15 protein-coding genes are annotated in these 20,904 nt (G+C 74.0%); 8 read left to right on the top strand and 7 right to left on the bottom strand.

The window, feature by feature from the left end; genetic code table 11:
* Positions 1–9 precede the first annotated feature (9 nt).
* The gene (locus J4G33_RS12690) at positions 10–1,299 is read left to right on the top strand and encodes an MFS transporter (protein WP_208056354.1); all 1,290 of its coding nucleotides are present in this window, start codon (positions 10–12) and stop codon (positions 1,297–1,299) included.
* Positions 1,300–1,356: 57 nt separating this feature from the next.
* Here J4G33_RS12690 and J4G33_RS12685 read toward each other — a convergent pair whose 3' ends face one another.
* The gene (locus tag J4G33_RS12685; RefSeq protein ID WP_208056353.1) at positions 1,357–3,510 is read right to left on the bottom strand and encodes a thioredoxin domain-containing protein; all 2,154 of its coding nucleotides are present in this window, start codon (positions 3,508–3,510) and stop codon (positions 1,357–1,359) included.
* A 587-nt stretch (positions 3,511–4,097) separates the two neighbouring features.
* On the opposite strand from J4G33_RS12685, the gene J4G33_RS12680 reads away from it, so the two are divergent.
* Positions 4,098–4,370, top strand: a complete 273-nt coding sequence (locus tag J4G33_RS12680) for a hypothetical protein (RefSeq protein ID WP_208056352.1) — start codon at positions 4,098–4,100, stop codon at positions 4,368–4,370.
* Positions 4,371–4,482: 112 nt separating this feature from the next.
* Here J4G33_RS12680 and J4G33_RS12675 read toward each other — a convergent pair whose 3' ends face one another.
* Positions 4,483–6,102: a hypothetical protein gene (locus J4G33_RS12675; protein WP_208056351.1), complete on the bottom strand. Its 1,620-nt coding sequence runs from the start codon at positions 6,100–6,102 to the stop codon at positions 4,483–4,485.
* 132 nt (positions 6,103–6,234) lie between these two features.
* Positions 6,235–7,224, bottom strand: coding sequence for a phosphoribosyltransferase (locus tag J4G33_RS12670; RefSeq protein WP_208056350.1), 990 nt, complete (start codon positions 7,222–7,224; stop codon positions 6,235–6,237).
* Positions 7,225–7,475: 251 nt separating this feature from the next.
* On the opposite strand from J4G33_RS12670, the gene J4G33_RS12665 reads away from it, so the two are divergent.
* From J4G33_RS12665 to J4G33_RS12650, 4 genes are all read left to right on the top strand, one after another.
* On the top strand, positions 7,476–8,582 hold the full coding sequence (locus J4G33_RS12665) for a hypothetical protein (protein WP_208056349.1): 1,107 nt from the start codon (positions 7,476–7,478) through the stop codon (positions 8,580–8,582).
* Positions 8,579–10,153, top strand: a complete 1,575-nt coding sequence (locus tag J4G33_RS12660) for a lipopolysaccharide biosynthesis protein (RefSeq protein ID WP_208056348.1) — start codon at positions 8,579–8,581, stop codon at positions 10,151–10,153. The genes J4G33_RS12665 and J4G33_RS12660 overlap by 4 nt, the downstream gene beginning before the upstream one ends.
* A gap of 165 nt (positions 10,154–10,318) precedes the next feature.
* The gene (locus J4G33_RS12655; RefSeq protein ID WP_208056347.1) at positions 10,319–11,518 is read left to right on the top strand and encodes a hypothetical protein; all 1,200 of its coding nucleotides are present in this window, start codon (positions 10,319–10,321) and stop codon (positions 11,516–11,518) included.
* Complete coding sequence (locus tag J4G33_RS12650; RefSeq protein ID WP_208056346.1) at positions 11,515–12,987, top strand: hypothetical protein; 1,473 nt, start codon at positions 11,515–11,517, stop codon at positions 12,985–12,987. The genes J4G33_RS12655 and J4G33_RS12650 overlap by 4 nt, the downstream gene beginning before the upstream one ends.
* Positions 12,988–13,027: 40 nt before the next feature.
* Here the strand turns inward: J4G33_RS12650 and J4G33_RS12645 are convergent, their stop codons facing one another.
* From J4G33_RS12645 to J4G33_RS12635, 3 genes are read right to left on the bottom strand one after another with little or no spacing between them, the layout of a single operon-like run.
* Positions 13,028–13,996: a glycosyltransferase family 2 protein gene (locus tag J4G33_RS12645; protein ID WP_208056345.1), complete on the bottom strand. Its 969-nt coding sequence runs from the start codon at positions 13,994–13,996 to the stop codon at positions 13,028–13,030.
* Entirely contained in the window at positions 13,993–15,117 is a 1,125-nt protein-coding gene (locus tag J4G33_RS12640; RefSeq protein ID WP_208056344.1) for a glycosyltransferase, read from the bottom strand. Before J4G33_RS12640 ends, J4G33_RS12645 begins: the two co-directional genes overlap by 4 nt.
* Positions 15,114–16,109 (bottom strand): glycosyltransferase, encoded by a 996-nt coding sequence (locus J4G33_RS12635; protein WP_208056343.1) that lies wholly within the window; start codon positions 16,107–16,109, stop codon positions 15,114–15,116. The genes J4G33_RS12640 and J4G33_RS12635 overlap by 4 nt, the downstream gene beginning before the upstream one ends.
* 149 nt (positions 16,110–16,258) lie before the next feature.
* On the opposite strand from J4G33_RS12635, the gene J4G33_RS12630 reads away from it, so the two are divergent.
* Positions 16,259–17,242: a glycosyltransferase gene (locus tag J4G33_RS12630; RefSeq protein WP_208056342.1), complete on the top strand. Its 984-nt coding sequence runs from the start codon at positions 16,259–16,261 to the stop codon at positions 17,240–17,242.
* A gap of 203 nt (positions 17,243–17,445) precedes the next feature.
* Here the strand turns inward: J4G33_RS12630 and J4G33_RS12625 are convergent, their stop codons facing one another.
* Complete coding sequence (locus J4G33_RS12625; RefSeq protein WP_208056341.1) at positions 17,446–18,909, bottom strand: sugar transferase; 1,464 nt, start codon at positions 18,907–18,909, stop codon at positions 17,446–17,448.
* 277 nt (positions 18,910–19,186) lie between these two features.
* Here J4G33_RS12625 and J4G33_RS12620 point away from each other — a divergent pair, with 277 nt between their 5' ends.
* Positions 19,187–20,839 carry a phospholipase D family protein gene (locus J4G33_RS12620; protein WP_307793884.1) on the top strand — a complete coding sequence of 551 codons (1,653 nt, stop codon included), beginning with the start codon at positions 19,187–19,189 and terminating at the stop codon, positions 20,837–20,839.
* Positions 20,840–20,904: the final 65 nt, after the last annotated feature.

Raw genomic sequence — 20,904 nt, 5'->3', positions numbered from 1 at the left:
GTCGGTCCGATGAGCGCCCCCCGCGCGGTCTTCTCCCGCGACTACCTCCTGCTCCTGGCGGCCGTGTTCGGGGCGCTGAGCAACTACGCGCCGCTGCTCTCGGTGGTCCCGCTGTGGGCTGCGCAGGGTGGCGCGGGCGGGGGAGCGGTCGGGGCCGTCACGGGAGTGATGATGGGTGCGACGGTGGTCACCCAGCTCGCGATGCGACCGCTGCTCCGGGCGCTCAGCCTGCGCCGCATGGTCGCCGTCGGGGCGCTCGTCATGGGGCTGGCCACCCCGGCGTACCTGCTCTCGACCGCGATCGGTCCCGTGCTCGCGGTCTCGGCCCTGCGGGGCGCCGGGTTCGCCCTCGTGGTCGTGGCCGGGGCGGCCCTGGTGAGCGAGCTGGTCGCCGACACCCACCTGAGCCGGGGCACCGGGTTCTTCGGTCTCGCGGCAGGGCTGCCCAACGTGGCGATGCTGCCGCTGGGGGTGCTCGTCGCGCAGCAGGTGGGGTTCCTCCCGGTGGTGGTGGGCACCACGCTGCTCGCCCTCGTGGCGGTCCCGCTGGCGCTCGGGCTGTCGACCGACGAGCCCCGCGGGCGTCAGGTCCGGGCCGTGGACCTGAGCTCGCCGCCGAGCCCGCACCCAGCCACCCCGGCACCGGCCGACCCGGCACCGGCCGACCCGGCACCGGCGGATCCGTCAGAGGCCACGACAGCCCCGACCCTGACCGTGCACCCGCCGCTCGGCCCGCTGGTCGCCCCGGCCGTGGTCTTCCTGGCCACGGCCCTGGGACTGGGCGCGGCCCTGACCTTCCTGCCGCTGGCCGTACCCGTGGCAGGGACGGCCTCGGTCGCGCTCCTCGTCCTGTCGGTCGCGATGATCGTGGGCCGTGTCGGCGCCGGTGCCCTGGGGGACGGACGCGGACCGGGGGCACTGCTCCTGCCCGGGGTCCTCCTCTCGGGGGGTGGCATGCTCGGGGTGGCCCTCGCAGCAGGCGCTGCGGGCAGCCCCTGGACGGCGTCGCCCACCGTGACGGTGCTGCTCGCGGTGGTGGGCGCGGGACTGTTCGGCCTCGGGTTCGGCGCCGTCCAGAACGACTCCCTCGTCGTCATCCTGCGGCGGTCGGGCCGGGGCGGCCACGGCACCGCGAGCACCGTCTGGAACATCGCGTACGACGGCGGGACGGGGCTGGGTGCCGTCATCGTGGGTGCGGTCCTCGTCGGGACGGGGTACGGCTGGGCCTTCGGCGCGACGGCCGTCGGCATCCTGCTGGTCGCCCCGGTCGCACGTCGCCTGGCCGTCCGCTCCCGGTAGCCGGGCACGCTGCTCAGCCCCCTGGGGGCCCTGACCTCTGCTGGCCGTGCGTCCCTGCTAGCCGCGGAGCTGGGCACCGAGCTCGGCAGGGTCGGTGGTCGGCCGGTCGCACACGAAGCCTCGGCAGACGTAGGCCGTGGGGCGCCCCTCGAGCATCGGGCGGTCCAGCAGCAGGGGCAGGGTCGAGCGGTCCGGCTCGCCCACCACGACCACGGCGCCCGGTGCCCCCGCAGCCAGGGCCGCTCGGTGCAGGGCCCGGGTCGCGGGGTCGTCGACCGGTCCCACCACGGCGACCTCGCGGGGGCCGTCGGCGAGCGCCTCGGCCGTGGCCAGGGCCCACCCCGTGGCGCGCGGGAACCGCCCCGAGAGCTGCAGGGGCTCGGCGAGGGCCTGCTCGGCGGCCGCGCGGTGGCGGTGCGAGCCGGTCAGGGCCGCGTACGTCAGCAGGGCCGCCGCCGCCGCGGGCGGGCCGCCCGGGGTCGGGCCGTCCGTGATGTCCCGGGGGCGCCGGATCCGCGCGAGGACCGCATCGGTCTCGTCGACCGCGGTGTCGTGCAGCTGGCCGCCGGGCTGGGTCGGGTCCTGCCCGAACCGGTCGAGGACGGCGTCGAGGAGGCCTCCGGCGTGCTCGACCCACGTCTCCTCCCCGGTGGCCTGGTAGAGCGCGAGGAACCCCTCGGCGCAGCCCGCGTAGTCCTCGAGCACCCCCGCGGCGGTACCGGGCGCACCATCCCGCGAGGTACGCAGCAGCCGCCCCGGCTCCACCAGGTGCACGTCGACCACCAGGCGCGCGGCGGCCCGTGCGGCCTCGACCCAGTCCGGGCGGTCGAGCAGGACCCCGGCCTCGGCCAGGGCAGCGACGGCGAGCCCGTTCCATGCCGCGACGACCTTGTCGTCCCGCGCCGGTCGGGGGCGCTGGTCGCGGGCGGCGAGCAGGCGCCGGCGCACGTCGTCGAACCGTGCGAGGGCCTCCTGGTCGGAGGGGGCCCCACGGCCGCTGGTGCGCCCGCCGCCCGGGGCCGGCGTCGGCTCGGTCAACCGCTGCAGGACCGATGCCCCGTGCTCGAACGTCCCTGCTTCAGTTACCCCGAGGAGGTCGGCGGCCCAGGCCGCGTCCTGGGCGCCGAGGGCGTCGCGGAGCTGGACCGGGGTCCACACCGAGAACGCGCCCTCCCGCGAGACGCCGTCGGCGTCCGGGCTGTCGGCATCCAGGGCCGAGGCGAAGCCACCCTCGGGGGTACGCAGCTCCCGCACCATCCAGTCGGCGGTCTCCGTGACGATGCGGGCGGCGAAGGCGCGTGCCCGCTCGTCGGTCTCGGCCCGCCACCACTGCACGTACGCCCGCAGCAGCAGGGCGTTGTCGTAGAGCATCTTCTCGAAGTGGGGCACGACCCAGGCCGCATCGACCGAGTAGCGCGCGAACCCGCCGCCCAGCTGGTCGTAGATCCCGCCGCGGGCCATCGCCTCGAGGGTGTGTCGCGCCATGCCGAAGGCCTCGCCCGGCCCGTCCGGCCGGCGGGCGGCTCGACGCAGCAGCCACGCGAGCACCATCGACGGCGGGAACTTCGGGGCGGGTCCGAACCCGCCGCGCTCGGCGTCGTAGCTCTGCGCGATCGCCGTCTCGGCCCGGTCGAGGACCTCCTCGAGCCCGGCGCCCGTCGCCGCCGTCCCTGTCGGACCGGCCAGCGCGGTCGCCTCGCCGACGGCTCGCTCGCGGCCCGCCAGGGCCTCACGGATCGCGGTCGCGCTCTGGGTGACCTCGGCCCGGCGTGTGCTCCACGCGTCGGCCATCGTCGTGAGCACCTGGGTGAAGGAGGGCATCCCCTGGACCGGCGTCGGCGGGAAGTAGGTCCCGCAGTAGAACGGCTCGCCCTCGGGGGTGGTGAAGACGGTCATCGGCCAGCCGCCGTGCCCGGTCATCGCCTGGGTGGCCGCCATGTAGACCGCGTCGACGTCGGGCCGTTCCTCGCGGTCCACCTTGATGTTGACGAAGTGCGCGTTCATCAGGTCCGCGACCGCCGGGTCCTCGAAGGACTCGTGGGCCATGACGTGGCACCAGTGGCAGGCCGAGTAGCCCACCGAGATCAGCACCGGGACGTCGCGCTCGCGGGCGGTCGCGAAGGCCTCGTCCCCCCACTCGACCCAGTCGACCGGGTTGTGAGCGTGCTGCTGCAGGTAGGGGCTGGTGCTGCGGGCGAGGCTGTTCGGCATCAACCCACTGTGGCCCCTCCCGGTGCAGCGCGCGATCGGCGCGGGCCTCGCTGGCGAAGGGCGCTCGACGGCAACCTCAGCACTCTCTGCTTCGCGACCCGGTCGTGCTGACCCCCGCCGCTGTCCCGGCGGTCCGGGACGACGCCGCCCTGCGGAGATCCGTGCGCACCACCCGCCGCCGTGCCGCCGCTGCGACCGCTCGGGTGCTGCGCAGCGTCCAAGACGGTCATCTTCTCCGCGTGGGCGGGACGGGTAGCAGCCAGACGGCGCACGCGTCGCGGTCCAGCCGGACGCGACAGCTGGGTAGCCCTCCCGGGGGAGTTGCCGCAGGCTGCCCCAGTCATCGAGCACGGCCCGCCTGCCCAGGTCCTGCGCGAGCCGCGCGAAGAGCGCACCCGGCAGTTCGTCCAGCGCCTCCTGCACCCCTTCTAGGTGTCCTCGGACGGCGCAGGACCCTCGCCGCGGGCGGGGGCGAGGCGCTGGTCGGCGCGCGGTGTCCGAGATGCGAGGTCTGCCGGTCGCTGGGAGCATTTGTGCACGCGCTGGGCGACGGGCCTGGCGGACCACACCGGAGGGGGCCTCCCCGCATGACCTACGACCCTGCAGCCTCGACCAACGCCAGCACCAGCGCACCGGCGACGGCGAACCAGTCGAACATCTTCTCGATCCTCGCCTTCGTCTTCGGCGGCATCGCGGTGCTCTTCCTGCCGATCGTCCTGGGACCCGTGGGCATCGTGCTCGCCGTCGTCGCGATCGTCCGCAAGGAGCGCCTGGGCAAGATCGCCCTCGGCGTGGCCATCGCCGGGACGATCATCGGCATGGTGCTGGGCGCCGTCGTCTTCTCGGCGATGCAGGCCTGAGCAGCTCCCGCTCCACCCGACGCCCGTCTCGCCGCAGCCCGCGGCGGGGCGGGCGTCGTGCTGACCGGTCCACCGGCGGGGCCCCGCCGGGCCCCATGCCGTGCGCTCCGCCTCAGCGCACCGTGATGGTGAAGGGGGCGGTGATGGAGGTGTGGTTGTAGTTGCGCCAGCGGTAGGTGGTGGTGGTGCTGCCGGGGCGCAGGGATCGGCTGCCGCGGCCGTCGGTGATGGGGATGGTCGCGGCGTCGGACCAGGTGCCGTTGCGGTGGCGCTGCAGGGTGAGGGTGGCTGAGGGCACGGGCTGGCCGTGCCTGGTGTAGGTGACGTCGACCGAGCTGGCGCCGCCGGCGGGGATCGTGGTCGGGCCGGTGACCTGGGCGGTGACGTGCAGTCGAGGGGTCGGCGGCTGGACGGTGATGGTGAAGGGGGCGGTGATGGAGGTGTGGTTGTAGTTGCGCCAGCGGTAGGTGGTGGTGGTGCTGCCGGGGCGCAGGGGTCGGCTGCCGCGGCCGTCGGTGATGGGGATGGTCGCGGCGTCGGACCAGGTGCCGTTGCGGTGGCGCTGCAGGGTGAGGGTGGCTGAGGGCACGGGCTGGCCGTGCCTGGTGTAGGTGACGTCGACCGAGCTGGCGCCGCCGGCGGGGATGGTGGTCGGGCCGGTGACCTGGGCGGTGACGTGCAGTCGAGGGGTCGGCGGCGGCTCGGGCGTCTCGTCCTCGGCGGGCAGGGTGCCCCCGCCGCCTCCGGGCAGGCCCGTGCCCGTCGAGACGTACCCGGGCGAGGTGTACCCGACCCCCGCACGTCCGGCCGGGACGAACTCCCCTCCCGGGGGTGTGCCGACGTCGACCTGCGGCCAGGCGTCCGTCCCCGGAGCGGTGCCCTTGGGCCACAGGAAGCTGTCCCGGCTGCCCGGGTTGCTCGGCGCCACCCACACGTCCTGCACCCTGAGCGGCCACTCGAGCCCGTCCCGCCACAGCAGGTACCCGCTCCCGGCCGTGCCGTGCAGGTCGACCCGGCGCAGGTCCATGACCTCGGGCTGGGCCTGGGTGCCGAACTGCTGGGGCAGCAGGAAGAACCCCTGGTACTGGGTGGTCCCCGAGAGCCGGTCCACGCGCAGCACCCGCGGCCCGGCCCAGGTCTGCAGCACGTCCGCATGGTTGGTCTCGAACGACCCGTGGGTGGTCTCGACACGCACGTTCTGGAGCTGGACGACGGCGCCCTTGCGCTGGTCCAGGTTGATCCCCTCACCCAGGCCCGGCCCGGTGATGAGCAGCCCTTCGACGTGCACGGTCCCGGTCTGGTCCTTGAGGAACAGACCGCGGTTGGCGTGGTTGGCCTGCTGGGCGCCCGCGGGGATGGAGATCGTCCCCCCGACGAGCACGACGTTGCGGCCGCCCGAGATCGTCACGCCGCCGTCGACCTCGAGGGGGGTGGCCGGCATCTGGATCACGTAGTCCCGGGTGTCGTCCAGCCGCGGGGTGCGGTTCGTGGCGGAGATGGCGACGACCTGGGGGGACACGAGCGCGGGGGGCCGCCAGGTCAGCCGGGGGGCGTCGGGGACCACCCCGGTCCCGGTCGCGGCGACGGGCGCGACGGCTGCAGAGCGAGGGGACGCCCCGGAGGGCGCTGCGGCAGCAGTGCTCAGCAGCCCCGAGGCTCCGAGGGCGAGCAGCAACGCGACGATCCAGGGCGCGGGACAGGGACGACGGCGGGCCGGGGTGGGGGGAGCCACGGGACGGGTCCTCACGAGCGGGGGCAGAGCCAGGCGACCGGGGGGAAGGTCGCGCCTCGTGGATCGGCGTCCCCGACGCGGTCATGAGGAGTCGGGGCTGATGGGCCGCGCGTGCGCCACGGTGCTGCTGCGTCAGCGCTTCGAGGAGGAGGGCCCCCGGCCCACGAGACCTCGAGCACGTCGGCGCCAGGCCTGCGCCCGCTTGCGCTGCATCCGCAGCCCCTCGCGCCAGCGCCACCGGGCGGCGTCTGCTGGCCGCGGCCTGCCGCCGAGCGGGGTCCCCGGGTAGACCATCGCGCGCGCCCCGGCGCAGTAGACCGGGCGGCGGGCCGCGTCCGCGACGGTGCGCGCCTGGTCCAGGTCCTCCTCGACGAAGAGCCACGCGTCGGTCCTGGTGTAGAGGGCCGCCTTGCCCTGCGCGTCGGGCCGGGGCAGGCCCTCGGGGCGACCGGTCTGGCCGCTCGGCGCCGGCGAGGCCATGACGAGGTGACGGAAGCGCACCGCGTGCTCCGCCAGCCAGCGCTCGAGCTCGGCCCGCTCGGCCTCGGGACGGCGCGTGACGAGCCAGCCGACCTGCGCCCCGGGCACGAGGCGTGGGTGGTGGGGCAACGGGCTGGTGGTCGCGACGCCCAGCACGACACCGTCGAGGTCCACGCAGGCGTCGACCAGCCCGCTGTGGTGCAGCACGTTCCACTCGAACACCCGGGGGCGGCTGACCTTCTCGTACCAGTGGTCCAGCACCCCTTCCGCGGCGCCGGTCGCGGCGTACGGCGCGCCCCACACGAGCCGTCCCTCCAGGTGCGTGGCGGTGGCGACGCGCGCCTTGGCCTCGCGGATCGCCCCGCCGCGGTTGGTGCTGTCGTCGAGCACGAGGATCCTGCGGGCGTCGGCGATGATCTGGCCGGGGTCGGCACCGCGGCCGATCCGCGCGCCGCCGCCGAGCACCCGACCCGCGACGAGGCCGTCGAGGTCGGCCAGGGGCTTGTGCAGGTGCAGGGCGAGCATGGTCGCGGCGAGCATGCCGCTGCGGGGGATGCCGACGACGAGGTCGATGTCCCGCGGCAGGGTCTCCGACCAGCGCGCGAGGTCCGCGTTGAGCTGGTGGACGCTTCGGAACTCCATGGAGGGACCTTCAGATGTGGGAGATCGGGTCCGGCGAACCTAGCGGCGGCCCGTCGGCACCGCCACCAGGGGAGCGGGCACTGACCCCATCCGGGTGACCACGCCCCGGGGTCCCGGCCCCCGCACCCTGACGCGCCGTCATGGACCTCGGCGGTTAGCCTGGTCCGATCCCGACGACGTTCCGAGGGCTGTCCCGTGCCACGAGGCGGTCCAGTCCCCTGGATGCCCGCCCGCCGACGGAGGACCCCCACGTGACCTCATCGCACCCCGACCACCCACCCGAGGCAGCGACGCCGGAGCACCGCCCCAGCTCTCCCGGCGCCCCGCAGGCCGCGGGGGAGGTCGCGGCGCTGCGCGCGGCTCGACGCTGGCGCCTCGCGGCGGTCGCGGCATCCGCGGTCGCCCTGGTCGCCGTCGCCGGACTGGTCCTCGCCTTGGTCATGGGCCCTGGGGCCGACCCCGGGCCAGGCACTGCCCCGACCGAGGAGGCCGAGGGCGAGGAGGTGCCCGACCCCGCACCCAGCGAGCCCGAGGACGCCGACGAGGGCGGGGCCCCGGTCGACGGCGAGCCGCTGACGTGGGCCCCACCCGAGCTCGAGGACCCCGAGACGGTCGAGGTCACCTCCGACAACCGGTCGCTGAACCTCGAACCGGACCAGGACTACGTGATCGAGATGCCCGAGCCGGTCGAGGTCAGCGGGGGCGTGACGATCAACGGCGGGCGCAACGTCGTGCTCGTCGGCGGTGAGATCCGGATCAGCGAGGAGGGGGAGCGCGGGCCGGACGTCCGCGGGCTCTTCCTCCAGGACCAGACCGGGACGGTGCACGTCGAGGGCCTGCTCATCACCGGGCCGGCGCTGGCCGAGGGGATCAACCTGGACCAGCGCGAGGGCGCGGTGGTCCAGCTGCAGAACATCCGCGTCGAGACCGTCGGTGAGGGCCCCGAGGACCACCATGCGGACGTGATCCAGACCTGGGCGGGCCCGAGCGAGCTGCGCGTGGACCGCCTCAGCGGGACCACCGAGTACCAGGGCTTCTTCCTGCTGCCCATGCAGTTCGGCGACCAGGAGGAGCCAGCGGGCTTCGACCTGCGCAACATCGACCTGACCGGGACCGACGAGGCCGGCTACCTGCTGTGGCGCGACGACCGGGACTGGCCGATCACCCTCGAGGACGTGTGGGTCGCCCCGTCGGACGGGGGTACCGACCGGGACGCCGTGCTCTGGGCGGACGACGGCCAGGACGGCCTCTGGGCCGGGGTCGAGGTCGGGTCGCCGCCTGACGGACCGTTCGTGCCCGAGGGTGTGGCGGGGACCGGATATGTGTCACCCGGCTACACCGACGAGCGGGAGTCATGACGGCGTCTCCCACCGGACCTGAGGGACCCCAGCCCGCCCCGGCGGCGCAGAGCCTGCGCGGGCAGGCCACCAGCGGCGTGATGTGGGCGGCTGCCGAGAAGTGGATGGTCCGTGGCAGCACGCTCGTCGGCTTCGTCATCCTCGGCCGGCTGCTCTCTCCCGAGGAGTTCGGGATCGTCGCCCTGGCGATGGTCTTCATCACCCTGCTGACCGTCGTCACGGACAGCGGCCTGACCGCCTACCTCGTGCAACGCCGCACCCTGGACCGCGCCGTCACCAGCACGGCCTTCTACGTCTCGGCCGCGGTCGGTCTGATCCTCTCCCCGGCGCTGGCCTTCGCCGCCCCGGCCCTGGCGGACCTCTTCGACGTCCCTGCCCTCGGCCAGGTGCTGCCTGCCCTCGCCGTGGCCCTGCTCATCGCCTCGCTCTCCAACGTGCCCGCTGGCCTGCTGCAGCGTGAGCTGCGCTTCAAGGAGCTCGCGGTGCGCCAGGTGCTCGCGACCGGCCTGTCCGTCGTCGTGGCGATCGGGCTGGCCTTCGCCGGGGCGGGGGTGTGGGCCCTGGTCGGTCAGACCCTGGTCCGCGGCGTGGTGTCCTTCGTCGTCCTGTGGTGGACGAGCGACTTCCGCCCGGCGTGGACGTTCTCGCGGGCCGCCGGCCGGGAGATGCTCGGCTTCGGGTCCAAGACGATGCTCGTGCGGATCTTCCGGCACTCACGGGACGAGGGCGAGTCCCTGCTCATCGGTGTGCTGCTGGGTACCACGGTGCTCGGCCTGTGGACCGTGGCTCTGCGGCTGGTCAACGTGATCATGGACCTCGGGGCGGCGGTCTTCGGCCGCGTGGCGCACCCCGTGTTCGCCAAGCTGCGGGACGACTCACCCCGCCTGGGCCGGGCGCTCGGCAACAGCATGGCGATCGGTGGTCTCGTGCTGGTCCCCTCCCTCGTCGTGCTGGCGATGACCAGCGACGTGGTGGTGCCGGCGGTCTTCGGGGAGCAGTGGGTTCCTGCCACCGGGGTCGCGGCGATCCTCGCGTTCCGCGCCATCGGGTACGGCCTGGGGGAGTTCCACCGAGCCCTCTTCCTCGCGACGGGGCGCCCCGGGGTCGAGCTGGCCATCATGGCGGTCGAGATCACCGTGCAGATCGGCCTGATCATCCTTCTCGCCGACCGTGGTCTCACCACCGTCGCGGTGGCCCTGACCGCCTGGGTGCTGCTGCTGTGGCCGGTGCGGGCCATCGCCGTCCGGCACCTCGACGGCATCGGCTGGCGCACCTACACCCAGACCTGGCTGGTCCTGCTCGCCGCTGGGCTCGCCGTCGGGGCGGTGCTGGTGACCAACCAGGTGGTCGACCTCGACGGATGGCCCTTCGTGGCCCTCACGGTGCTGCTGGGCGGCGTGGTGTACGTGGGCGCCGCGATGCTGGTGTGCCGGCCCACCGTGCAGCAGGCCGTGGCTGCGGTCCCGGCTCGACTCCGCCCCGCCCGGCGTGGGAAGGGCCGAGACCGGAGCAGGGGGAGGCAGGACGGGGGCCAGGGCGCGGCGCCCGAGGACCAGCAGGTGGACCCCTGAGTGGCGGACGGTGCCCGGAGCGGGTTTCCTAAGTGGACGAGTGCCTGGGCGGCAGCCCGGGCGACACCAGACCGACATGGCCACGCCGGCCGAGAGTGGAGACGTGTGACGGATCGACGAGGAGGGCCCTCCCGCGGGACGACGCCCATCCGACGTTTCTGGCCTGTGGCGCTCGTCGTCGCGGTGGCCTGCGGTCTCGCCGCCACGTGGGCGGCCGAGCAGACCGCGGAGACCACCTGGACGGCCGAGGGGCAGTACATCGTCCCGATCGCGCCTCCCCAGCCCGACCCGTTGCCCGGTGAGCCGCCGCTGCCGGTGACCAACCTGCCGGAGAACTCCTACGACGCAGGCGTGCTCGCCCGGACCTACGAGGTGGTCCTCGAGCAGGACGACCTCCTTCTCGACGCGGTCGCCGAGTCCGCCGGGCTCGAGCGCGAGGACGTGGCCGACGGCGTCGGCGCGGTCCACCTCAACGGCACGCACGTCATCCGGGTCACCTTCGAGGCAGGGGACGAGGCCTCGGTCCAGGAGTACTTCGCCTCCCTGAGCGAGCTCGTCGCCCAGGACAGCCCGACCCCCAACCTGCCGACCGGCAACCTGGTCGCGCTGAGCCAGCCCTCCGACCCCGAGGAGAGCCTGGGCGTGGCTGGTGCCGCCCCGTGGGTCGGCGTCGCGGTGGGCCTCCTGCTCGGGTGGGGCGCGGCGCTCCTCCTGGACCGCATCGACCGCCGGGTGCTCGGAGCAGGTGACGTCCGTTCCCTCGCCGCCTGGCCCGTCTTCGACGGCGCGAGCCGTGGCCGCAGCACCCCCGCCGTGCTCGAGTCCGTCGTCCTGCGCCTCCACCAGGACGGGACGGCGCCAGGGCAGGTGGCAGTCGTGACGGCCCCCGGCACCCGGGACTCGGTGGGCGCGGACACGGCCGAGGCCCTCGCCGCGGCCGAGGCTCGCCTCGTGGCCTCGGGGCAGCTCGCGGCCACCACCTCCGGGACCCGGTGGGTCCCGGTCGGCGGGCTCGACGAGGACGGCGCCGCAGAGCGCGAGGCGCAGGGTGCCGAGGCTGTGGTGCTCTCCCTCCCCCGGCGCACGAGCATGCGGGCGACCTCCGCCGCCCTGCGTGCTCTCGACGACGTCGGCACCCAGGAGGCCGTGGTCCTCGTGACCCCCACCGCGCGCAGCGGTGGGGTCGCCCGTGACGGTGCGACCGAGGCCCCGGCAGGTACGGCGTCGCCCGCGGGTGCCCACGTGGCCGAGACCACCGGGCCCGGCAGCGCCGACGAGTCCGCTGCCTCCCCGGTCCCCGGGTCCACGCCGGACGACGTCAGCCCGGCCCCTGGGGCCCCGGGCACGAGCACCCCGCGGACGTGAGGGTCGGGCGCGGCACGCAGGAGGCCGACCCGACGACTGCCGCCGTCCTGTGGAGGGTGGTCCCTGCCCTGCTGCTCGTGGCCGTCCTCGCCGGCGCGACGGCGGCCATCACCCCGCTGGGCCCGCCCGCGGTCGCCGTGGTCGTGGGGATCGCGGTGGCGATCTGGCAGCGGCCGGTCGTCGCGGCGGTGGTCGTCGCGGCCGTGGTGCCCGCCCTGTCCGGGCTCGGCCGGGGGATGCTGGTCCCCGGGCTGAAGATCTCCGAGCTCCTCCTCCTCGCGTGCGCCGTGGTCGTGTTCGTCCGCCGGCCCCGGGTGTGGCGTCGCGTCTCCGGGGTGGACCTCGGCCTGGGGGCCTTCGCCGTCGCGGGCCTGGGGTTCGCGGTGCTGCACCACCTCGGCGGCGTGGACGGTGATGCGGACACCCTGCTGCGGTCCGGTCTGCTGCCGGCCTTCCTCTTCGTCACGTGGTGGACGGCCTCACGGTCCGTCGAGAACCGTGGCGACCTCGTCGTCGTCCTGCGGTGGGTGCTGGGGCTGAGCCTGGTGCCAGCCCTGATCGGCCTCGGCCAGTACGTCGAGGTCCCCGGGGTCCGGGAGGCCGTGATGGCGACCGTGGGCGAGGGGCTCATGCCGACCCCCGGGGAGGCAGACCCACGGATCACGGGGCCCTTCCCGATCGCGCACTCCTTCGGCGGGTACCTGATCGTCCCGCTGGTCCTGGCAGCAGGCCTGCTGCTGCGGGGCGACCGCTCCGTGCTCCGTCGGTGGCAGCTCGTCCTCGTGCTCCTGGTCGACGCCGCGGCGATGGTCCTCGCGGTGACGATCACCTTCTTCGCCTGGGTACCGGTCGCGGTGCTCGTCGTCGGGCTGGCGCTCGGGCGGCTGCGGCGTGCCGCCATCCTGCTCGCCGCGGCGGGGGCCGTGGCGGCTGTCGTGTTCGCGACGGCGCTCGACACCCGGCTCGAGCAGCAGGCGACCCCTGCCACCGGCACGGGGGACGGGCTGCTGCCCCAGACCGTCCAGTACCGGATCCTGATCTGGCAGCGGGACTACCTGCCGCTGCTGGGGCGGGCCGCCGCCGTCGGACTGGGCATCGACAGCCCGGAGAGCGTCCAGTTCACCGCGACCGAGAACCAGTACCTGACCCTCGTGCTGCGCGGCGGCGTCGGCCTCCTGCTGGCTGCCGTGCTCGCCCTGGCGAGCGTCGGCGCGCGCGCCCTGCGGACGGTGCGCGTGACCGAGGGGGCGGAGCGCACCGCGGCCGCGACGGTGCTCGGCATCCTGGCCTTCCTGCCCTTCGCGGCGATGGTGTGGCCCTACGTCACCAATGCGGGGTTCCCGCAGGCGGTGCTGGGCTTCGCCGGGGCAGCGCTCGCCGTCGAGCACGCCAGGCCCTCCCGCTTCTCGACCCCGCTGTACGGGGTCCGGGAGGGCCGGGAGCCCAGGGCGCTGACGCCGTCGGGCTGAGATCGGGCCCCACGGCGTCAGCGACGCCGGCCGCGGGGGGTCACGCCGTCGGGATGACCTCGCGGACGCCGCGTCGGGTCTCGAGGCGACGCAGCACCTTGGCGCTGCCTACCTCGACCGCCGTGACCCCCGCCCGGGAGGCCAGCTTCGCCACCGCGAGCAGGACGGCGCTCATGGCCGCCCGCAACGGGGCGAAGCGGTCCAGGCGCAGGACGGCGCGCAGGGGGCCAGGCAGGCCCTGGAGGGTGTCCTCCATGGGCAGCGGGCCGAGCAGCTCGGCGTGCTCGAGGTGGACCAGGGCGCGACCGGCTCCTTGTCGGCGGGCATCACGCAGGAATGCCTCGAGCGGGCGGACGTGCTCGTGGCTCGAGAGCAACGACCTGTCGAAGACCCCGCGCAGGCCTGCGGCCTTGAGCCGCAGGCCGAAGTCGCGGTCGGAGTGGTTGCTCCGGGCGAAGGGACCCGAGTGGTACGGCACGGCGACGAGGTGCTCGCGGCGGACCGAGACGTTGCCGCCCCACAGGCGCAGGAGGACGGTCGCAGGGTCGGCCTCGTAGGCCCGGCAGACCGACTCGTACTCCTGCGCGTACAGATGCGTGGCGAAGCGTCCGCGAGCACCCTGCTCGGGCGGGCGGGTCGGCATGTAGCCGAGCACCACGAGGTCACTGGCCTCCTGGTGCCGCCGGGCGTGCCCCGAGACCAGGCCCGGGGCCGCGACCACGTCGTCGTCCAGGAGGAGGAGGACGTCACCGACGGCGGCGTCGATGCCGGTCTGCCGCGCGGCGGCCCCCCCGCTGTTCTCCGTCCAGATCGGACGCAGCCGGGGGTGGGTCTCGGCGATCTGCTCGAGGAGCTCGAGGGACCCGTCCTCGCAGCCGTCCACCACCACGAGCAGCTCGAGCAGGGCGGGGTCCTCGAGCAGAGGCAGCACGACCTCGGACAGGTTGTCCCGCCGACGGTAGGTCGGTACGACGACCGAGACGCTGGGCAGCGGTGTCTCGGTGCTCATGCGGCGTGCAGCACCTGGCGCATGACCCTGACGAACGTCTCGCGGCTGAAGGTGATCCGCGCGTACCGGCTGATGGCCTCCTCGTCCCAGGTGGCCTCCTCGAACCGGTCGAGGGCCGCGGAGATGTGGGCGGGGGTCGGCTCGGGGAAGAGCACGCCGGTCTCGCCCTCCACGACGGTCTCAAGGGCGCCGCCGCGTCCGAGGGCCACCACGGGGGTCCCGCAGGCCATGGCCTCGACGGGCACCAGACCGAAGTCGTCCTCGCTCGGGAACAGGACGGCCCGGGCCGAGGAGTAGGCCTCGGCGATCTCGGCGGTGGACCGGGGCCCGACGAAGCTGACGTTCGGCGGGGCGGTGGCGCGCAGCCTCGCGGCGTCCCGACCGTCGCCGATGATCACGAGGCGGCGCTCCGGGTGGTCGCGGAACGACTCGATCAGGGGCTCGACGCGCTTGTAGGGCTCGACGATCCGACCGACCCACACGTAGGTGTCCTCGCGGGGGACGTCCCGCGGGTGGAACTGCGGGTCGTACGGGGGGTGGGCGACGGCCGCAGGCTCGATGCCGTAGAACTCCTCGACCCGCTGCGCGACGGCGTGGCTGTTGGCGACGTAGGCCGAGGCCTCGTGGGCGGCGCGGCGGTCCATCGCACGCAGCACCCCCATGGCTCCGTTCGCGGCCCCGCGCAACGGGGCGGGGAGCGAGCTGCTGTACATCTCGGCCCCGCTCCACACCTGGCGTAGCGGCGTGTGGCAGTAGACGACCTTGGTCCCGGTGGCCCGCACGTGGTGGGAGAAGGCGTACGAGGAGGCCAGCAGGTTGCCCTCGACCGGGGCGGTCGCGCGGGACAGCAGCGGCATCGCGAGGCTCGCCTGGCGGTAGGAGCTCTCGCGGAACGTCCGCGGGTGACGGATGGTGACCTCGTCGATGCCGGCGTCCTCGAACATGGTGGCGTCACCGCCCAGGGAGATCAGCGGGCCGTCCCCGGCGACCTCCTGGCTGAGCAGCGCGGAGACACGCTCGGCCCCGCCGAAGTCGAAGCAGAAGTCGTGCGCGACCGTCCAGTTGCGGGGCTTCTCCGGCATGGTCAGGTCGGCGACGGGGGCGTCCTGGGTGTAGGTCATCGGGCCTCCTCGTGGTGCGGGCGTGCAGTCAGGTGGGCGGGGCGGGCGCGCACGCCGGTGGCGCGGAGCAGGTCGTCGAGGCTGAGGTCCTCGACCTCGCGCATGATGGCCAGGCCGCGAAGGCTCGCGACGGTAGCGATCTGCTCCTGGTGGTCGTCGACGTGCTCCTGGTGCGCCGAGCGGCGCGGCACCATGATCGGTATGCGGCCGGCCTCGAGGCAGCGCATGAAGGTGCCGCAGCCCGAGTGCGTGACGACGACGTCGGCCCGCGCGATCTCGGCGCGGAACTCCTCGTCCGAGAGCATCGGGCGGGCGTCGATCGGGAGGTCGGACACGTCGGTCACGCCGGTCTGCCAGACGACCTCGGTCTCGGGCGGGAGGATCGCGAGCATCCGCTCGACGAGACGGCGGAACTGCCAGGGTCGCGTGGTCCCCAAGGTGACGAAGACCCGCTGCGGGGTGCTCGGGGCGTCGCCGTCCTCGACCTCGAAGGAGTCCAGGAGGCTGCGGTCGTACTGCCAGCGCCCGGTCGCGTTCTCGGGGTACTGCGTGAAGACGGGCACCCACGGCACGCGCTCGAGCACCTTGCCGGCCAGGGACGGCTGGTCCGAGCGCGCCAGGCTCTCGATGTAGCGGGGCCGGGCCCCGACCAGGCGGGCCGCCGGGAGGGCGGCGAGGGCGAGCGCGGCGCCGGTGCTGTAGACGGTGTCGACGTGGTGACGCCGCATGGCCGCCAGGACCTGGGGTGTGCGACCCAGCACCGTGTGCCACTGCCGGGCATGGATCGGCGGGATGAACGCCACGTTGCGGCCCTCGAGCATGCTCTCGCTCTGCGGGGTGCGGTGGGTGATCCACAGCGCGTCCTGGTGGCGATCGGGCTCGAGGATCGGTGCCATGAGGTACAGCTGGACCAGGTGCCCCCCGGTGGTGGCGACGAAGGCGGGGACAGAGGTAGCCGAGGACTCGGGCGCGGTGGCTTCGGGGGTCGGCATCGCTCCACCCTCACCCGCGCACCGGTGGGCGGCAACTGGGAAACACGACGTTCACACGGCCTTTGCCTGGGCGGGGGAGTGTAGGACGAAATGACCGTTGTGCGGCTTCCCACATGGTGGGCGCGGCCCGGCGCTGAGACGATGCCGGGATGCCTTCAACGCCCCGCCCGCCCGTCGTCCACGTCACCTGGCAGCGCCACTCCGGGCGCGCGACCGAGATCGCCGAGGCCCTCGGAGGTAGCCCGGTCCACATCTTCTTCCCTGCCCTGACGCGGCGGCCGCTGGTGCCGCTGCGTCACCTGCTGAGCGTCGCGTCCACGGCGATGGCCCTGGTGCGTCTGCGGCCTCGCACGGTGATCGTGACGAACCCGCCCGTCTTCCCGGGCCTGGTCGTGGCGGGCTACGCGGCCGCCACGGGGTCGCCGTTCCTGCTCGACAGCCACCCGAGCTCCTTCGGCGTCAAGGGCAACGTGATCAGCAAGCGGCTCCTCGGCGTCACGCGCTGGCTGGCGCGTCGGTCCGCCGGGGTGATGGTGACGGTCGACCACTACGTGCAGATGGTCGAGTCCTGGGGTGCGCGAGGGCTCGTCGTCCACGAGGCCCCTCCCGCCTGGCAGCTCGGTCCACCCCAGCGCGGCGAGCGCGCCCGGGTCCTCTTCGTCGGCGTCTTCTCGGGGGACGAGCCCGTGCACGAGGTCGTCGAGGCGGCCCGTTCCCTGCCCGAGGTCGACGTCGCGATCACGGGGGACCTCGACCGGCGCCCGGCCGGTCTCGCGGAGGGGGCGCCCGAGAACGTCGAGTTCGTCGGGTTCCTCGGAGCGCGGGACTACCTCGACGAGGTGGCCCGGGCCGACGTCCTGGTGTCCCTCACCACGGAGCCGACGTCGATCATGCGCAGCGCCTACGAGGCGGTCTACGCCCGTCGTCCGCTCGTGGTCTCCGACTGGCCCTCGCTGCGGGAGGTCTTCCCGCACGCGCACCACGCGACCAACGACGCCGCGGCCATCGCCACGGGGATCCGTGCGGCCCTCGAGGACGTCCCCGCCGTCCAGGAGGCGGCCCTGCGGGCGCAGGAGGACCGCTGGCAGGCCCAGCTGGTCGACCTCCGCGCCGCCCTCCGCCTCACCCCCTGAACCCCGCCCCCACGAGCCCCCCACCTCGTGTCAGAGCCTGGGATACCCAGGGCCCCCTGAGCGTCTGACGCGAGATCGCGCCCTTCTCGTGTCAGAACCTGGGATACCTGGGGGTACCTGAGGTTCTGACACGAGGTGGGGTGGGGAGACGGCGAGGCCCCCGGCACCGTGGTGTCGGGGGCCTCGTGGTGCCCGGGGGACGGTCAGTACGCGCCGTGGGGCATGACGATGACCTTGATGGTCCGCAGCAGGATGAGCAGGTCACCGAACGGCGTCCAGTTCTCCGCGTAGTACAGGTCCAGGCGCACCGACTCGTCCCACGAGAGCTCGGAGCGACCGCTCACCTGCCACAGGCCCGTGATCCCGGGCTTGACGTACAGGCGGCGGTGGACGTGGTTCTCGTAGGTGCTGACCTCGTCGGGAAGGTTCGGTCGGGGCCCGACCAGGCTCATCTCGCCGCGGAGCACGTTGAACAGCTGGGGCAGCTCGTCGAGGGAGTAGCGGCGCAGCACGCGTCCGACCGCGGTGACCCGCGGGTCGTCCTTGACCTTGAACAACGCGCCGTTGCCCTCGTTGAGGTGCTCGAGCTCCTCGCGCATCGCGTCGGCCCCGACGCGCATCGACCGGAACTTCCACATGCGGAACGGGTTCCCGTTGAGCCCGACCCGCTCCTGCTTGTAGAAGACAGGTCCCGGGCTCGTGAGCTTCACGACGACAGCGAGGACGGCCAGCACGGGGGAGAGGGCGATCGTGATCAGCAGTGCCGCGACCCAGTCCGCGACGGACTTCACCAGGTACTTCCCCCCGGTGAACTGCGGCTCGTCGAGGTGCACCAGGGCGGTCCCGTTGACCAGGCTCGTCTGCACCCGGGGCCCGGCGACGTCAGCGACGCCCGGAGCGAGGACCAGGTCGATGCCGCTGCCCTCGAGGTCCCAGCCGAGCTGCTTGACCGCGCGCGAGGTGATGACCTCGGAGCCTGTGACGGCGACCGTGTCGGCCCCGGAGCGCTCGGCCGCGTCCACGACCCCGTCCATCCCGGACAGCACCGGGACCCCGGCGACGACGTCGACCATGGGAGCGCTCTGCGGGACGCACACCCCCACGACGCGCTGACCCGTGGCCGGGTTCTTGCTGAGCTCGCGGATGAGGTCGGCGGCCCTGGGCGGCTCGCCGACGACAAGGACGTCGTGCATGCACTGGCCGCGCTGGCGCTGACGCACGAGCCACTGCCGAGCCGCGAACCGTCCGGCGAGGAGCAGGCCGACGCCGAGCGGGAAGGCGATCGCGAGGTAGCCCCGAGCCATCTCGAGACCAAGCATGAAGGCCACCACGGCGACCAGGGCGAAGAGCTGCCACGAGGCACGGAACACCCGTGCGTACTCGGTCGGGCCGGAGCCGATCTCGCGGTGGTCACGGCTGCGGGCAAGGCCGAGGGCGGCGAACCACGCGACGGCCAGCACCGCGGAGACCGCCAGGTAGGACGGGGCGAAGGCGCCGGTCACGACGGGCAGGACCCCCGGCGTCTGGTCGAAGCGGAGCAGGTAGGCCAGCAGCATCGCGACCGAGACCACCACGACGTCGATCATGGCCAGGCTCCGGAGATAGCTGCTCTGCCAGGCCTGGCCCTGGGGGCTCCGAGCGGCTCGTCGCTGCACGGCGGGGGGCATCGACGGTCCCGTGACGCGTGGGCGACGAAGCAGAGAGGAGCCTGAGGTCGTGGTCGGGTTTCGGAGCGTGCCAACAGCCATCGCGCCTCCTGGAGAGAGTTCGGTGGAGCCCTCGGCGGTGAGGACGATCGACCCTTCTCGGGGCCTCCTCAACTATGTGGCCATCACCCGGATGGCGCACCCGCGGCAGGTGACGATGGTGTAAAACCCTGCGCACGGCAGGGTGAACCCGGACAGACAGGCACCATCAGGTGACCGCCATGTGAGAAGTTGGCCTGTGCGCATCCCCCTGCGGCGCGACGGACTGCGTCTCTCGTCCGCCGCCTCCTTCCCTGCCCGCAAGGCTCCCGCCGACGCCGCCGACCATCCCTGGTTCCTCACCGCTGCCGAGCGTGGGAACCCCGCGACCCGTCTGCTGCCGTGGACCGAGGGCAACACCGTCCACGCCCTGGTCCACGGTCGCACCTACTTCGAGGTCCTGGCCGACGTGATCGAGCGGGTCGGGGAGGAGGACCTCGTGCTGCTCGCCGACTGGCGGGGGGACCCCGACGAGAGGATGCGTGACGCCGGCCCGACAGTCGCCGAGATGCTCGCCGGAGCGGTGCGGCGCGGTGCCTCGGTCAAGGGTCTGCTCTGGCGCTCGCACCTGGACCGGTTGCGCTTCTCGGGCGAGCAGAACCGCAACCTCTCCCAGGGGGTCAACGAGCTCGGCGGTGAGGTGCTCCTCGACCAGCGGGTTCGTCCGATGGGCAGCCACCACCAGAAGTTCGTGGTCGTGCGACACGGGGCCCGCCGCGAGGACGACGTCGCCTTCCTCGGGGGGATCGACCTGGCGCACAGCCGCCGGGACGACGCCGAGCACGCCGGCGACCCGCAGCGCCAGCCCTTCGCGCGCTGGTACGGGTCGAGCCCCGCCTGGCACGACGTGCAGGTCGAGCTCCGGGGACCCGTGGTCCGCGAGGTCGAGGAGGTCTTCCGAGAGCGGTGGCGCGACCCCGCGGCTCTCTCGCGGTTGCCCTGGCACGTGGTCCCGGACCTGCTGCGTCGCCTGGACCGCAACCCGAGCACCCTTCCGGAGGCTCGCCCGGCCCCGGCCCCCCGGGGGACGTGCGCGGTGCAGCTGCTGCGGACCTACCCGAACCGCTGGCCGGGATACCCCTTCGCCCCTGACGGCGAGCGGAGCGCCGCGCGAGGGTACGCCAAGGCGATGCACCGGGCCCGGCGGCTCATCTACATCGAGGACCAGTACCTGTGGTCCACGGACGTGGCGCGGGTCTTCGCCGACGCCCTGCGCCGCGAGCCTGACCTCCACCTGGTGGCTGTCGTGCCGCGCTACCCCGACCAGGACAGCCGCCTGAGCCTGCCTGCGGTGCGCCTGGGGCACGCCCAGGCCTTGGAGATGGTCCACGAGGCGGGCGGCGACCGCGTCCTCGTGCTCGACGTCGAGAACCACCGGGGGGAGCCGGTCTACGTGCACGCCAAGGTGTGCGTGGTGGATGACGTGTGGGCCACGGTCGGTAGCGACAACTTCAACCGCCGGTCGTGGACCCATGACTCCGAGCTCACCGCGGCGGTCCTCGACGAGCGGCGGGACGAGCGCGAGCCGCGGGACCCGGCCGGGCTGGGGGACGGCGCGCGGACCTTCGCGCGGGACCTGCGGCTCGAGCTCTGGCGTGAGCACCTGGACCTGACCGACGACGAGGGGATCCTCGACCCGGCGGAGGCCGTGGCCGTGCTCAGGGCGCGGGCCGAGGCCTTGGACCTGTGGTACGACGGCGGACGTCGCGGTCCGCGTCCGCCGGGGAGGCTGCGCAGGCACCCCCTGGAGGCCCCGTCCCGCTGGCGGCGCTGGCTCGCCTCGCCGATGTACCGGACCGTCCTGGACCCCGACGGTCGGCCGCCGCGGATGAAGGTGCACCGCCGGCACTGAGGGCTGAGCGGCCCGCCCGGGCGCCCCGCCCGCCCCCGAGGGCCGCCCACGACTCATCGCGGGGC

This window comes from Actinotalea soli, from assembly GCF_017565425.1.
GTDB lineage: Bacteria > Actinomycetota > Actinomycetes > Actinomycetales > Cellulomonadaceae > Actinotalea > Actinotalea soli.
Note: the sequence above shows the minus strand (reverse complement) of the source record. Positions and strands in the feature narration are given on the sequence as shown.

Bases quoted from the DNA above. Each gene is read 5' to 3' on its own strand.
- J4G33_RS12640 (WP_208056344.1), bottom strand. From the start codon at position 15,117: ATGACCTACACCCAGGACGCCCCCGTCGCCGACCTGACCATGCCGGAG.
- J4G33_RS12645 (WP_208056345.1), bottom strand. From the start codon at position 13,996: ATGAGCACCGAGACACCGCTGCCCAGCGTCTCGGTCGTCGTACCGACC.
- J4G33_RS12625 (WP_208056341.1), bottom strand. From the start codon at position 18,909: ATGCCCCCCGCCGTGCAGCGACGAGCCGCTCGGAGCCCCCAGGGCCAG.
- J4G33_RS12635 (WP_208056343.1), bottom strand. From the start codon at position 16,109: ATGCCGACCCCCGAAGCCACCGCGCCCGAGTCCTCGGCTACCTCTGTC.
- J4G33_RS12690 (WP_208056354.1), top strand. From the start codon at position 10: ATGAGCGCCCCCCGCGCGGTCTTCTCCCGCGACTACCTCCTGCTCCTG.
- J4G33_RS12670 (WP_208056350.1), bottom strand. From the start codon at position 7,224: ATGGAGTTCCGAAGCGTCCACCAGCTCAACGCGGACCTCGCGCGCTGG.
- J4G33_RS12680 (WP_208056352.1), top strand. From the start codon at position 4,098: ATGACCTACGACCCTGCAGCCTCGACCAACGCCAGCACCAGCGCACCG.
- J4G33_RS12685 (WP_208056353.1), bottom strand. From the start codon at position 3,510: ATGCCGAACAGCCTCGCCCGCAGCACCAGCCCCTACCTGCAGCAGCAC.
- J4G33_RS12660 (WP_208056348.1), top strand. From the start codon at position 8,579: ATGACGGCGTCTCCCACCGGACCTGAGGGACCCCAGCCCGCCCCGGCG.
- J4G33_RS12630 (WP_208056342.1), top strand. From the start codon at position 16,259: ATGCCTTCAACGCCCCGCCCGCCCGTCGTCCACGTCACCTGGCAGCGC.